The sequence below is a fragment of the Streptomyces sp. NRRL S-340 genome (assembly GCF_000720185.1).
Lineage (GTDB): Bacteria > Actinomycetota > Actinomycetes > Streptomycetales > Streptomycetaceae > Streptomyces.
On sequence record NZ_JOIY01000036.1, the window covers coordinates 1 to 13,638 of the forward strand.

Annotated in this window: 11 protein-coding genes and 1 tRNA gene; 3 read left to right on the top strand and 9 right to left on the bottom strand. The window is 68.8% G+C overall.

Annotation, left to right across the window (positions count from 1 at the left end; all coding sequences use genetic code 11):
• Both IG64_RS26305 and pyk read left to right on the top strand, forming a co-directional pair.
• On the top strand, positions 1-684 hold a 684-nt coding region (locus tag IG64_RS26305; protein WP_037860693.1), incomplete at its 5' end, for an SIMPL domain-containing protein.
• 172 nt (positions 685-856) lie between these two features.
• A complete protein-coding gene (gene pyk, locus IG64_RS26310) occupies positions 857-2,293 on the top strand; it encodes a pyruvate kinase (RefSeq protein WP_037860694.1) in 1,437 nt (478 codons plus the stop codon).
• Between the two features lie 8 nt (positions 2,294-2,301).
• On the opposite strand, the gene IG64_RS26315 is transcribed toward pyk, so the two are convergent.
• Both IG64_RS26315 and IG64_RS26320 read right to left on the bottom strand, forming a co-directional pair.
• Positions 2,302-3,078 carry a helix-turn-helix domain-containing protein gene (locus IG64_RS26315; RefSeq protein WP_037860696.1) on the bottom strand — a complete coding sequence of 259 codons (777 nt, stop codon included), beginning with the start codon at positions 3,076-3,078 and terminating at the stop codon, positions 2,302-2,304.
• 106 nt (positions 3,079-3,184) lie between these two features.
• Positions 3,185-3,259, bottom strand: a tRNA-Leu gene (locus IG64_RS26320).
• A 105-nt stretch (positions 3,260-3,364) separates the two neighbouring features.
• On the opposite strand from IG64_RS26320, the gene IG64_RS26325 reads away from it, so the two are divergent.
• On the top strand, positions 3,365-4,048 hold the full coding sequence (locus IG64_RS26325; protein ID WP_037860698.1) for an ANTAR domain-containing response regulator: 684 nt from the start codon (positions 3,365-3,367) through the stop codon (positions 4,046-4,048).
• Positions 4,049-4,130: 82 nt separating this feature from the next.
• Here IG64_RS26325 and IG64_RS26330 read toward each other — a convergent pair whose 3' ends face one another.
• The 7 genes from IG64_RS26330 to IG64_RS26360 form a co-directional block, all read right to left on the bottom strand.
• Positions 4,131-4,847 carry an ABC transporter ATP-binding protein gene (locus tag IG64_RS26330; RefSeq protein WP_037860700.1) on the bottom strand — a complete coding sequence of 239 codons (717 nt, stop codon included), beginning with the start codon at positions 4,845-4,847 and terminating at the stop codon, positions 4,131-4,133.
• Entirely contained in the window at positions 4,844-5,734 is an 891-nt protein-coding gene (locus IG64_RS26335) for an ABC transporter ATP-binding protein (RefSeq protein WP_037860702.1), read from the bottom strand. Before IG64_RS26335 ends, IG64_RS26330 begins: the two co-directional genes overlap by 4 nt.
• 5 nt (positions 5,735-5,739) lie before the next feature.
• Positions 5,740-7,512, bottom strand: coding sequence for a branched-chain amino acid ABC transporter permease (locus IG64_RS26340; RefSeq protein ID WP_037860880.1), 1,773 nt, complete (start codon positions 7,510-7,512; stop codon positions 5,740-5,742).
• 5 nt (positions 7,513-7,517) lie between these two features.
• Positions 7,518-8,450, bottom strand: a complete 933-nt coding sequence (locus IG64_RS26345) for a branched-chain amino acid ABC transporter permease (protein ID WP_037860704.1) — start codon at positions 8,448-8,450, stop codon at positions 7,518-7,520.
• A 108-nt stretch (positions 8,451-8,558) separates the two neighbouring features.
• Complete coding sequence (locus tag IG64_RS26350) at positions 8,559-9,785, bottom strand: branched-chain amino acid ABC transporter substrate-binding protein (protein ID WP_199811657.1); 1,227 nt, start codon at positions 9,783-9,785, stop codon at positions 8,559-8,561.
• A 1,029-nt stretch (positions 9,786-10,814) separates the two neighbouring features.
• Positions 10,815-11,303: a hotdog fold thioesterase gene (locus IG64_RS26355; protein ID WP_037860706.1), complete on the bottom strand. Its 489-nt coding sequence runs from the start codon at positions 11,301-11,303 to the stop codon at positions 10,815-10,817.
• A gap of 50 nt (positions 11,304-11,353) precedes the next feature.
• Positions 11,354-13,633, bottom strand: a complete 2,280-nt coding sequence (locus IG64_RS26360; protein ID WP_037860707.1) for an FdhF/YdeP family oxidoreductase — start codon at positions 13,631-13,633, stop codon at positions 11,354-11,356.
• Positions 13,634-13,638: the final 5 nt, after the last annotated feature.

Here is a 13,638-nt window from a genome sequence, read left to right on the forward strand (position 1 = left end):
CCCTCCGGCACCCCCGACGCCCCCCGCATCGCCGTCCGCGGCGAAGCCCACCTCGAAGTCGACCCCGAGATCGCCCGCATCGGCATCACCGTCACCGCCCGCGGCAAGGACCGGCGCACCGCCCTCGACGACCTCACCCGCCGCAACACCACCGTCCTCGACCTCGTCAGGTCCTACGGTCCCGCCGTCGAACACCTCGACACCGGCGCCTTCTCCCTCACCCCCGAACTCACCCGTCACGGCCGCACCGAACGCGTCCGCACCTACCACGGCACCGTCCACCTCACCGCCACCCTCACCGACTTCACCGCCCTCGGCGAACTCACCACCCGACTGGCCGACTTGGACCTCACCCGAGTGGACGGCCCCTGGTGGACACTCCGCCCCGACTCACCCGCCCACCGGCAGGCCCGCCGGCAAGCCGTACACGCCGCCGTCCAGCGCGCCAAGGAGTACGCCGAAGCACTCGGCACCAGCCTCGCGGCACTCATCGAGATCGCCGACATCGGCGCCGAGGACAACGCCTCCTTCCCGCCCCACCCCGCCCGCGCCCGCCGAGCGGCCGCCTACGGGGCCCCCGCCGGCGCCCCCGACGAGGCGACCCCCCTCGACCTCGAACCCCAGCGCCAGCACGTCCATGCGCAACTCAACGCGCGATTCACCATGAAACCGCCCAAACTGTAAACACGTCAGCCGCCCGACCCGCCGACCGCAGCCCACCACCGACCACCCCCGAACGCTCGGAGGAGCACCACCCCGCACACCTCCGCACTTGTCAACACCCCTTCATCCAAAGGCCGTTGAACAGTCACCTCACACCAAACCCCTACCGACAGGTAAGGCCTAGGCTCACACCATGCGCCGAGCGAAGATCGTCTGCACCCTGGGGCCCGCCACCGACACCTACGACCAGATCAAAGCCCTGGTCGACGCCGGAATGGACGTAGCCCGCTTCAACCTCAGCCACGGCGAACACGCCGAACACGAAGCGCGCTACCAGCACGTACGCGAAGCCGCCGACGAAACCGGCCGCAGCGTCGGCCTCCTCGCCGACCTCCAGGGCCCGAAGATCCGCCTCGGCCACTTCCGTGAAGGCCCCGTACTCCTCGAACGCGGCGACACCTTCACCATCACCGTCGAAGAAGGCGTCGAAGGCGACCGCCACCACTGCGGAACCACCCACGCCGGCCTCGCCGACGACCTCACCCCCGGCGAACGCATCCTCGTCGACGACGGCAGAGTCGCCCTCCGGGTCACCGCCATCGACGGCCCACACGTCCACACCGAAGTCACCGAAGGCGGCATCGTCTCCGACCACAAGGGCCTCAACCTCCCCGGCGTCGCCGTCTCCGTCCCCGCCCTCTCCAAGAAGGACGAGGACGACCTCCGCTGGGCCCTGCGCACCGGCTTCGACGTCATCGCACTCTCGTTCGTACGCAGCGGACGCGACATCCTCGACGTCCACCGCATCATGGACGACGAAGGCCGCCGCCTCCCCGTCATCGCCAAGATCGAAAAACCCCAGGCGGTCGAGGCCATCGACGAGATCATCGACGCCTTCGACGGCATCATGGTCGCCCGCGGCGACCTCGGCGTCGAAATGCCCCTCGAACAAGTCCCCGTCGTCCAGAAACGCGCCGTCAAACTCGCCAGGCGCAACGCCAAACCGGTGATCGTCGCCACCCAGATGCTCGACTCCATGATCGACAACTCCCGCCCCACCCGCGCCGAGGCCAGCGACGTCGCCAACGCCGTCATCGACGGCACCGACGCCGTCATGCTCTCCGGCGAGACCAGCGTCGGCAGGCACCCCGTCGCCGCCGTCCGCACCATGGCGAAGATCGTCACCGCCGCCGAGGAGGACATCCTCGCCAAGGGCCTGCCGCCCCTCACCGACCGCAACAAACCCCGCACCCAGGGCGGCGCCGTCGCCCGCGCCGCAGCCGAGATCGGCGACTTCCTCGGAGCCAGGTTCCTCGTCGCCTTCACCCAGTCGGGCGACACCGCCCGCCGTCTCTCCCGCTACCGCTCACCCATCCCCCTCCTCGCCTTCACCCCCGAACCGGCCACCCGCTCCCAGCTCAGCACCGCCTGGGGCGTCGAGACATTCCTGGGCCCCCACGTCGACTCCACCGACGCGATGGTCGCCCAGGTCGACGAACTGCTCCTCAAGTACGGCCGCTGCGAGAAGGGCGACGTGGTCGTCATCACGGCGGGCTCCCCGCCCGGGGTGCCGGGCTCCACGAACCTGGTCCGGGTCCACCACATCGGCGAGGACGACCGGCCCCGGTAGGGGAGCCCTCAGTACTTGGGGCCGATGTGGGCGTCCATGAGGGCCACGGAGGCTTTGCGGGCTACGGAGATCGTCACGGCAGCCCGGCTCTGGTGGAGTGACTTCCACTCGACGCCGAGCTTGTCGAGAGTGTCGGTGAAGAGCTGGATGATGTCGGTCGATGTGTTGGTGAAGAAGTACCGGGGATATTCGTAGCGCTTGCGCTCACCGCCGACGAGGCGAGCCGTCCAGTTGGTGATCCGGCAGCCGTCGGAGTGGATGAGCCCCCGGAGGAACTCCCAGGGGTGCGCATCGACGATCTCCTGCTGCCAGGGTTCGAGTGCGATGCGGCGATTGTGCTTCTTGCCGGGGCCATGCTGGGGGAAGAGGCAGGGCCAGTGCTTGCTGTAGCAGGTGACGTTCTGGCAGCCCTCGCGCTGGACGCGGAACACCTTGTTGTCCGGGCGAACGCGCTGCATGGCTTCGGCGCAGGCGTCGATCAGGCCGGGCCAGTTGTCGTCGCAGGTGATGCGGAGGAAGTAGACGCCCTTGCGTAGGAGGCTGATGCATCCATCACCCAGGTAGAGGCCCAGCAGGTAGGTGTAGGCCACGGGATCTTCGGGGTCTTCCGGGACGTCGCCGCACCGCGGGCAGGGCCGTGGGCGGGTCCATCCCAAGGGCTCGATCCGTGTCTGCCAGGAGCGGATCGCGGCACGGGAGACGCCGGTCTGCCTGCTGACCGAGTTCAGGCTGCGGCCCTGGGCGACCAGGGCCAGGGCGTGCTTGCGTGTGCTGAGGCCGTACATATGAACACTCTCGAGGAGTGATCGCGATGCCGCGCAAGAAAAAGCGGATGTTCACGAGAACGTGGACATCCGCTTCCTAGTCACGACCTTGGAAACCAAGGAAAAGTGCCCCGGGTGGGACTCGAACCCACACTGTATGGTGTTTGAGACCACTGTCTGCTGCCGATTGGACTACCGGGGCCAAACGAATCGAAGGCAACCCCCGACCCGCTGCCTGACCACCTTACCGCAGCTAGGTAGGCTCTTGGGAGCAGTATCTGCCTCCCCCGGAACAAGGAGCGCCCCCGTGACCGCCCCCGAGTCGCCCCAGCCCGTTGACGCCGTCGACGACGACAAGTCGCACGTCCCGCCGCTGACGACCCGTGTCGTCATCGCCGAGGACGAGGCGCTGATCCGTCTTGATCTGAAGGAGATGCTGGAGGAGGAGGGGTACAGCGTCGTCGGTGAGGCCGGGGACGGTGAGCGGGCGGTGGAGCTGGCTCGTGAGCACCGGCCCGATCTGGTGATCCTCGATGTGAAGATGCCGAAGCTGGACGGTATCTCGGCGGCGGAGAAGATCGCCGAGGAGGGCATCGCGCCGGTGCTGATGCTGACGGCGTTCTCGCAGCGGGATCTGGTGGAGCGGGCGCGGGACGCGGGTGCGATGGCGTACCTGGTGAAGCCGTTCAGCAAGAGTGACGTGGTTCCGGCGATCGAGATGGCGGTGTCGCGGTTCACGGAGCTGAAGGAGCTGGAGAAGGAGGTCGCGGACCTCTCCCAGCGGCTGGAGACGCGGAAGCTGGTGGACCGGGCGAAGTCGGTGCTGCAGACGGAGTACGGGCTGTCGGAGCCGGCGGCGTTCCGTTGGATCCAGAAGACGTCGATGGATCGTCGTATGTCGATGCAGCAGGTGGCGGAGGCTGTCATCCAGGACAGCGAGGAGAAGAAGGCGGCGAAGGGCGGGAAGGCGGGGAAGTCCGGGCAGGACTGACCTGGAGGCCCGGCGCCCGGGTTCGAATGACGAGGCCCGCATCCCTGACCGGGGGTGCGGGCCTTTTGGTGTGGTGGTCGGTTCAGTCTTCGCCGAGGTAGGCCTTGCGGACGGATTCGTCGTGGAGGAGGTCTTGTCCGGTGCCGGAGAGGACGATGTTGCCGACTTCCATGACGTGTCCCTGGTCGGCGAGGGAGAGCGCGGCCTGGGCGTTCTGTTCGACGAGCAGGATGGTGGTGCCCTGGGACTTGAGTTCGACGATGGTCGACATGATCTTCTGCATCATGATGGGGGAGAGGCCCATGGAGGGTTCGTCGAGCATGAGGAGTTTGGGCTGGGACATGAGGGCGCGGCCCATGGCGAGCATCTGCTGTTCGCCGCCGGAGAGGGTGCCGGCGGCTTGTTTGCGGCGTTCGCCGAGGATGGGGAAGAGGTCGTAGGCACGCTGGATGTCTTTTTCGATGCCTTCTTTGTCCTTGCGGAGGAAGGCGCCGAGCTGGAGGTTTTCGGCGATGCTGAGGCGGGGGAAGATGTGGCGGCCTTCGGGGGAGTGGGCGAGTCCGAGGGCGACGATTTTGTGTGCGGGGATTCCGGTGAGGGGTTTGCCGTCGAAGGTGATTTTTCCGGCGGTGGGTCTGAGGAGGCCGGAGAGGGTGCGCAGGGTGGTGGTCTTGCCGGCGCCGTTGGTGCCGATGAGGGTGACGACCTGGCCTGCTTCGACGCTGAAGGAGATGCCTTTGACGGCTTCGATCTTGCCGTAGGCGACCCGGAGGTCCTCGACCTCGAGGAGTGCGGTCACTGGGCTTCTCCCTTGGTGCTGTTCGCCGTGTTCGCGCCGGTGCCCGTGTTCGTTGCGGAGGGGGTCTCGGCGGCGGCTTCGGCTGCTTCGACCTCTGCGGCTTCGGCTTGGCCGGGTGCGCCTTCGAAGGGTTCGCCGAGGTAGGCGGCGACGACGCGTTCGTCGGCCTGGACGACGTCGGAGGTGCCTTCGATGAGTTTTTCGCCCTGGACGAGGACGGCGACGCGGTCGCAGAGGTTGAAGATGAACCGCATGTCGTGCTCGATGACGAGGACGGCGATGCCTTGGTCGCGGATGGCGAAGACGAGTTCTTCGGTGGTGCGGGTTTCTTGGGGGTTCATGCCGGCGGTGGGCTCGTCGAGGAGCAGGAGGCCGGGTTCGCTGGCGAGTGCGCGGGCGATTTCGAGTTTGCGCTGTTCGCCGTAGGGGAGGTTGCGGGCGAGGTGGTCGCGTTTGTGGGCGAGGCCGATGAACTCGAGGAGTTCCATGGCTCGTTCTTCGCTGGCTTTTTCGGCCTTTTTGAATCCGGGGCCGCGGAGGAGTGCGGACCAGAGTCCTTCTTTGGTGCGGGTGTGGCGGCCGATGAGGACGTTTTCCAGGACGGTCATGTTGGCGAAGAGCCTGATGTTCTGGAAGGTGCGGGCGATTCCGGCCTGGGTGACGAGGTGGGGTTTGGGCGGGAGAACCGTGTTTTTGTAGGAGACGGTTCCTTCGGTGGGGATGTAGAGGCCGGTGAGGCAGTTGAAGAAGGTGGTTTTGCCTGCGCCGTTGGGGCCGATGAGTCCCACGATCTCGCCGCTGTTGACGGTGAGGTCGACGGAGCGTACGGCGGTGAGGCCGCCGAAGCGCATGGTGACGTCACGGGCTTGGAGTACAGGTGTCGTCATCGTTCTTACGCCCCTGCCTTGGTGACGGCCTGGTCTTCGGGCAGTGTTTTCTGTTCGGGTATGTCGAGTTGGCCGTTCTCGTGGAATTCGAGTTGGCGGCGGCGGTTGGCGATGATGCCTTCGGGCCTGAATCGCATGAGGAGGACGAGGGCGATGCCGAAGGCGAGGAGTTCGTAGTTCTTGAGGAATTGGAGTTTTTCGGGGATGAGGTAGAGCATGCTGGCGCCGAGGAGGGGGCCGCTGACGGTGCCCATGCCGCCGAGGACGACGGCGGCGAGGAGGAAGGCGGAGTTGGGCGGGGCGGCGCCGGCGAACTGGTAGGGGGTGGGGACGACGGAGTAGCTGACGTGGGCGCTGACGGTGCCGGCGAGGCCGGCGAGCGCGGCGCCGAGGGCGAAGGCGATGAGTTTGACGCGGAAGCCGTTGATGCCCATGGCGGTGGCGGCGGTTTCGTCTTCGCGGATGGCGACCCAGGAGCGGCCGATGCGGGAGTCGGCGGCGCGGGTGAAGACGAGGACGACGACGGCGGTGAAGAGGAGCATGAGCAGGAAGTAGTTGGCGAATCGGCCGAGGGTGAAGGAGCCGATGTCGTGGGGCTCGCCGAAGTTGAATCCGAAGATTTCGAGGTCGGGGATGTTGGCGATGCCGTTGGGGCCGTTGGTGATGTCGGGGCCGGAGGAGCCGTCGAGGTTGTTGACGGCGATGCGGAAGATTTCTCCGAAGCCGAGGGTGACGATGGCGAGGTAGTCGCCGCGCAGTCGGAGGGTGGGGGCGCCGATGAGGACGCCGAAGACGAGGGAGGCGCCCATGCCGACGAGGACGGCGCCCCAGAAGGGGAGTTGGGTGCCGGAGAAGCGGGAGTACTCGGAGCCGGAGACGAGGGCTGCGGCGTAGGCGCCGACGCCGAGGAAGGCGACGTAGCCGAGGTCGAGGAGGCCGGTGAGGCCGACGACGATGTTCAGGCCGAGGGCGACGGTGGCGAAGATGAGGATGTTGACGCCGATGTTGGCGTTGTGGTCCTCGGACTGGGTGAAGGGGAAGACCGCCGCGGCGAGGAAGGCCATGGAGGTGGCGAATCCTTTGTGGCGGGCGTTGAGTGCGGCGAAGCGGTCGGTGAGGCCTGCGGTGAAGAGGGCCCAGGCGGCGAAGACGACGAGGAGTCCGAAGCCGCTGAAGGTTTCGCCGTATTCGTCGTCGGGGGTGCTGATGCCGTAGGTGAAGACGATGAGGCCGAGGGCGAGGGAGAGGGTGATGGTGATGCGTTCGGCCCAGGCGGGGACGGGGGTGGCGCGGGGGATGGGGTCGGCTTTGGCGAAGTAGGACTTCCAGGTGTCGCCGGGGCGGGGGAGGGCGAGGGTGCCGATGACGGGGAGGAGGGAGGCGATGGCGGCGACGTAGCCGCCGGGTTCGAGGTTGGCGAGGCCGCCGAGTTCGATGGCGATGGCGAGGATGGTGTACCAGGTGACCGCGAAGGCGGCGAGGGCGGTGAGGAAGACGGGGGCGGTGGCGCGGGCGGGGTTGAGCCAGCGCAGTCCTCGGATGTTCCAGAGGGTGAGGGCGTACAGGAGGGTGAGGACGCCGCCGGTGAGGGTGAGGAGTTGGAGCCCGGCGGGGTAGGCGGTGACGGTGAGGTCGCCGGGGAACTGGGAGGTCCAGGTCCAGGCGAGCATGGTGCTCGCGATGGTGGCGAGGGCTCCGATGGCGGTGAGGAGGCGGGCGGCGCTGTGGGGCAGGGGGATGAGGGGGGTGCCTTGGGTGGGGCGGGTGGTGTCGGTCATGGTGGTCACGCCCTGTCCGCGACGCGTTCGCCGAGCAGGCCTTGTGGCCTGAAGAGGAGGACGAGGATGAGGAGGACGAAGGCCCAGACGGAGGCCCAGCCCTGGCCGCCGAACTGGTCCATGCCGGGGATATCGGCGATGTAGGCAGTGGCGAGTCCTTCGGCGAGGCCGAGGACGATGCCGCCGAGCATGGCGCCGTAGATGTTGCCGATGCCGCCGAGGACGGCGGCGGTGAAGGCTTTGAGGCCGGCGACGAAGCCCATGTCGTAGTTGACGCTGCCGACGCGGAAGCCCCAGGCGACGCCGGCGACGGCGGCGAAGAAGCCGCCGATGGCGAAGGCGATGACGATGATGCGGTTGGTGTCGATGCCCATGAGCTGGGCGGTGTCGGGGTCCTGTGCGGTGGCTTGCATGGCGCGGCCGGTGCGGGAGGTGCGGACGAAGAAGGCGAGGGCGGCCATGCAGAGGGGGGCGGCTATGAGGACGAAGAGTTCACCGGACTGGATCTTGAGGTTGTCGGTGATGTTGAAGGGGCCGCCGGGGAGCTGGGGGAATTTGCGGGCGTTGTCGGCGTGGGGGTACCAGTTGAAGACGGCCTGCTGGAGGGCGAGGGAGAGGCCGATGGCGGTGATGAGGGGGGCGAGGCGTGGTGCGCCTCTGAGCGGCCGGTAGGCGAATCGTTCCGCTCCCACTGCGATGAGGACGGCGACGAGGCCGCCGCCGATCAGCATGAGGGGGAGGGCGATCCACATGGATGTGCCGTCGGGCAGGACGAGATAGACACTGAGGGCGCCGAAGCCGCCGGTCATGAAGATCTCGCCGTGGGCGAAGTTGATGAGCTGGACGATGCCGTACACCATCGTGTAGCCGATGGCGATCAGCCCGTACATCGAGCCGAGGATCAGCCCGTTGGCCAGCTGTTGCGGCAGGGTGTGCACCGCAAGGCCTCCATGTGGGTGCGGAGAGTGACGGGGGAGAGAGGTCGGGCCGCGCGGTGACGGGTCGTCGTGGCCGCGCGGCCCTGGGGTCGTCCTTGCTGGTGCCGGTCAGCCGGCGTCGTACGTACCGGTCTTGACGGACTTCCACACGCCGCCCGTGACTTGGTACAGGGTGAGCTGCTTGTTCTTGGTGTCGCCGTACTGGTCGAAGCCGACGGGGCCGGCGATGCCCTCGAAGTCGATCTTCTGGACCTCGTCGACGACCTTCTGGCGGGCGTCGGCGGGGACCTTGCCGTCCTTCACGACGTTGCCGACGGCCTTGATGAGGGCGGTGGCGGCGTCGTAGGAGTAGCCGCCGTAGGTGCCGTAGTCGCCCTTGTAGCCGCCGGACTTGTACTTGTCGATGAAGTCCTTGGCGGCGGGCAGGGTGTCGACGGGGACGCCGACGGAGGTGACGAGGTCGCCTTCGGCGGCCTTGCCGGCGGTCTGGATGTAGGTCGGGGTGAACATGCCGTCGCCGCCCATGAGCGGGATCTTGGCGCCGGCGTCCTTGAGCTGCTTGGTGAGGACCTGCGACTCGTCGTACTGGCCGCCGTAGTAGAGGAGTTCGGCGCCGCTGTTCTTGATCTTGGTGACGAGGGTGGCGAAGTCCTTGTCGCCGACGTTGACGTGGTCGGTGCCGACGACGGTGCCGCCCGCCTCCTTGAACTTCTTGCCGAAGATGCCCGCGAGACCGGCGCCGTAGGTCTGCTTGTCGTCTACGACGAAGACCTTCTTCTTCTTGAGGGTCTTGAAGACGTAGTCGGCCGCGAAGCCGCCCTGCACCTCGTCGGTGATGGCGGTGCGGAAGTAGGTCTTGAACGGGCGGGTCTTGTTGCCGGAGACCCAGTTCTTGCCCTGGGTCAGCTCGGGCGCGGTGTTGGAGGGGGAGATCTCGGCGAGGTTGGCGGAGGCGAAGACCTTCTGCATGGTCTGCGCGACACCGGAGTTGAGGGGGCCGACGACGCCGAGGACGTCCTTGTTGGCGACGAGCTGGGAGGCGTTCTGCTGGCCGGTCGGCGGCAGGGCCTTGTCGTCGAGGGCGACGACCTTGAAGGTGACGCCGGGGACGAGCTTCTTCGCGTTGGCGTCCTTGACGGCGATCTCGACGCCCGACTGGATGCCGAGGCCGGTGGCGGAGTTCTGACCGGTCAGTGGGGCGTCGACGCCGATGACGACGGTGGTGCCGCCCTTGCTGCTGTCCTTGTCGTCGCTGCCGCGGGAGCCACACGCGGTGAGGGCCAGAGCTCCGGTTGTGAGGACGGAGGTGAGTATCACCAGGGAACGCTGTCGCACAATCAGTCCTTTCCGCAGGCAGGGCTGCCCCGGTGGGGGTGGCGCATGCCGCGCTGGTACCGAACTCCCGGTGGAGCGGTGACTGGCCGTGACTCTAAGCCTGGTTGTGGCCATGGGCATGGTGGTGGACTGGCTTGTGACTTTCTTGTTATGCCGTTCCGGTTCAGGGGCTTCTCGGAGGGCCACTCTCGGCCGGTTTGGCGGAATTCCCGTCCGTTCCGCATTCTGAGAATGCGCACTTCCGGTTGGCCGTCGCGGGGGCGTGCCGGGCGTCGCGGGGCGGGAGGGGCGGAGCACCCCGGGAAGATCACCGGAGGGGGCGCCCGGTAAGCGGAATCCGCGCCTCTATATTGCGTATGCGTTACGCAGTGTTACGTGAAAAAATGGAAGATCGCATTCAGCGATGGGCGAGAACAGGTGGGAACACGCGAATACGGATATCTCGAGCGCGATACGCCGTGTTGTCCGGGCATGCGGGAGAAAGGGCGGGTTGGGGGCCGCGGTTTTCGGAAGATCCGGGCGCGGGGTTGCCGGACTGTGCGGGGCGCCGCGGTTCTGGGCGCGGGCGGAGGCCGCCGCGGTTTTCGGGGCGGGCGGGTGCCTTGGGGGTGCCGGAGACCGAAGACCGGGCGGGCTGGGGCCGGGCGTGCCGGAGGTCGAAGACCGGGCGGGCGCCTTGGGGCCGCCGGTGGCGAGTCCGGGGTGGGGCGGGCTCCGGGGCGCGGGGGAGTCCGGGAGCCCTGGGGCGGGCGCAGGGGCGGCCGGGGTCCGGGTGGCGGGCGTGGCCGTGGCTCGCCCGGAGGCCGGGAGCCCAGGACGGGGCGGCCTGTGGGGCCTGGGCGAGCCCCGGGGCGGAGTCCGGGGACCGGGCGCGGGCCCCGGGGCGCCGGAGTCCGGGGGAGTCCGGGAGGGGCCGGGGTGGGGGGAGTCCGGGAGGGTCCGGGAACTGGCGGAGTTCGGGAGAGGTCCAGGGCCGTCCCCGGGGCCTGCGGAGGCCGGGGGGCGGTCCGTCGGATCGCCCCCGCGGCATCAGTTCGTGGCGGGGACCTGCTCGGCATCCGCCGGCCGCACCTCGCGCAGCAGGCAGGTCAGGCGTGCGCTGCACACCCGCCGCCCCTGCTCGTCGCTGACGACGATCTCGTACGTCGCCGTCGAGCGCCCCCGGTGGAGCGGGGTGGCCACGCCGGTGACCAGGCCGGAGCGCACCCCGCGGTGGTGGGTGCAGTTCAGGTCGACCCCGACGGCGATCTTGGAACTGCCGCCGTGCAGCATGGCGCCGACGGAGCCCAGGGTCTCGGCCAGCACGGCGGAGGCACCGCCGTGCAGCAGTCCGTACGGCTGGGTGTTGCCCTCCACCGGCATGGTGGCGACGACGCGTTCCGCGGAGGCCTCGACGATCCGGACGCCCATGCGGGCGCCCAGGTGCCCGGCGGAGAACAGGGCGGGCAGGTCGACGCCGAGCGCGGCGTACTCGTCGATGACCTCTTGCGGGAACTTCACGTCGTGCTGCTCGCCCATGGGCCCGGCTCCGTTCGTCGTCGATCGGCACTGCTTCGCTGAGCGAACGCTCAGTCGGCCGCCGATTGTTCCAGACGCACCACGACGGACTTGCTGGCCGGGGTGTTGCTGGTGTCCGCGGTGGCGTCCAGCGGCACCAGGACGTTCGTCTCGGGGTAGTAGGAGGCCGCGCACCCGCGCGCGGTCGGGTAGTGCACGACGCGGAAGCCGCGGGCCCGCCGCTCCACGCCGTCCTTCCACTCGCCGACCAGGTCGACGTACGACCCGTCGGCCACCCCGAGCCGCCGCGCGTCCTCGGGGTTGACCAGCACCACCCGCCGTCCGTTCCTGATGCCGCGGTAGCGGTCGTCGAGGCCGTAGATCGTGGTGTTGTACTGGTCGTGCGAGCGCAGCGTCTGCAGCAGCAGCCGGCCCTCGGGCAGTTCGGGGTACTCCACCGGCGCGGCCGTGAAGTTGGCCTTGCCGGTGGCCGTCGGGAAGCGGCGCTCGTCGCGCGGGGCGTGCGGCAGCGCGAAGCCGCCCGGGGCGGCCACCCGGGCGTTGAAGTCCTCGAAGCCGGGGATCACCCGGGCGATGCGGTCGCGGATCGTCGCGTAGTCCTTCTCGAACTCCTCCCACGGCACCACGCTGTTCTCGCCCAGCACGCGGCGGGCCAGCCGGCACACGATGGCCGGCTCGGACAGCAGGTGCCGGCCGGCGGGCTCCAGCCGGCCGCGGGAGGCGTGCACCATGCCCATGGAGTCCTCGACCGTGACGAACTGCTCGCCGCCGCCCTGTACGTCCCGCTCGGTACGGCCGAGCGTCGGCAGGATGAGGGCGCGGGCGCCGGTGACGGCGTGCGAGCGGTTGAGCTTGGTCGACACGTGCACGGTCAGCCGGGCGCGCCGCATGGCGGCCTCGGTGACGTCGGTGTCGGGGGAGGCGGAGACGAAGTTGCCGCCCATGGCGAAGAACACCTTCGCCTCGCCGTCGCGCAGGGCGCGGATGGCGCGGACCACGTCGTAGCCGTGGTCGCGGGGCGGGGCGAAGCCGAACTCCTTCTCCAGGGCGTCGAGGAAGGCCGGGGCGGGGCGCTCGAAGATGCCCATCGTGCGGTCGCCCTGCACGTTGGAGTGGCCGCGCACCGGGCAGACGCCCGCGCCGGGGCGCCCGATGTTGCCGCGCAGCAGGAGGAAGTTGACCACTTCGCGGATGGTCGGCACGGAGTGCTTGTGCTGGGTGAGGCCCATCGCCCAGCACACGATGGTGCGCCGGGAGGCGAGCACCATCTGGAGGGCGCGGTCGATCTCCGCGCGTGTGAGACCGGTCGCGGCGAGCGTCTCGTCCCAGTCGGCGGCCCGGGCGGCGGCGGCGAACTCCTGGAAGCCGTGGGTGTGTTCGCGTACGAACAGTTCGTCGACGGCGCCCTCGGTCTGGAGGATCAGCTTGTTGAGGAGGCGGAAGAGGGCCTGGTCGCCGCCGATGCGGATCTGCAGGAACAGGTCGGTGAGGGCGGCGCCGGCGGTCAGGCCCTTGGGGGTCTGCGGGTTCTTGAACCGCTCCAGGCCGGCCTCGGGCAGCGGGTTCACGCTGATGATCTTCGCGCCGTTGGCCTTGGCCTTCTCCAGGGCGGAGAGCATGCGGGGGTGGTTCGTCCCCGGGTTCTGGCCGGCCACGATGATCAGGTCGGCCTGGTAGAGGTCCTCCAGCAGGACGCTGCCCTTGCCGATGCCGATCGTCTCCGACAGGGCCGAGCCGGAGGACTCGTGGCACATGTTGGAGCAGTCGGGCAGGTTGTTCGTGCCCAGCTCACGGGCGAACAGCTGGTACAGGAACGCCGCTTCGTTGCTGGTACGGCCGGAGGTGTAGAAGACGGCCTCGTCGGGGGAGGAGAGGGCGGCGATCTCCTCGGCGACGATGTCGAAGGCCCGTTCCCAGGTGACCGGCTCGTAGCGGTCGGCGCCCTCGGGCAGGTACATGGGGTGGGTGAGCCGGCCCTGCTGGCCCAGCCAGTAGCCGCTGCGGGTCGCCAGGTCGGCGACGGGGTGCGCGGCGAAGAACTCCGGGGTGACCCGGCGCAGGGTGGCCTCCTCGGCGACCGCCTTCGCGCCGTTCTCGCAGAACTCCGCGGTGTGCCGGTGCTCCGGTTCCGGCCAGGCGCAGCCGGGGCAGTCGAAGCCGTCCTTCTGGTTGACCCGCAGCAGGGTGAGCGCGGTGCGCTTGATGCCCATCTGCTGCTGGGCCATGCGCAGGGAGTGGCGGACCGCGGGGAGTCCGGCGGCCGCGTGCTGGGGCCCGTCTACCTGCGGCGCGTCCTGGATCGGATCGCCCTTGGGCGGTTTGGTGGCCATCGCAC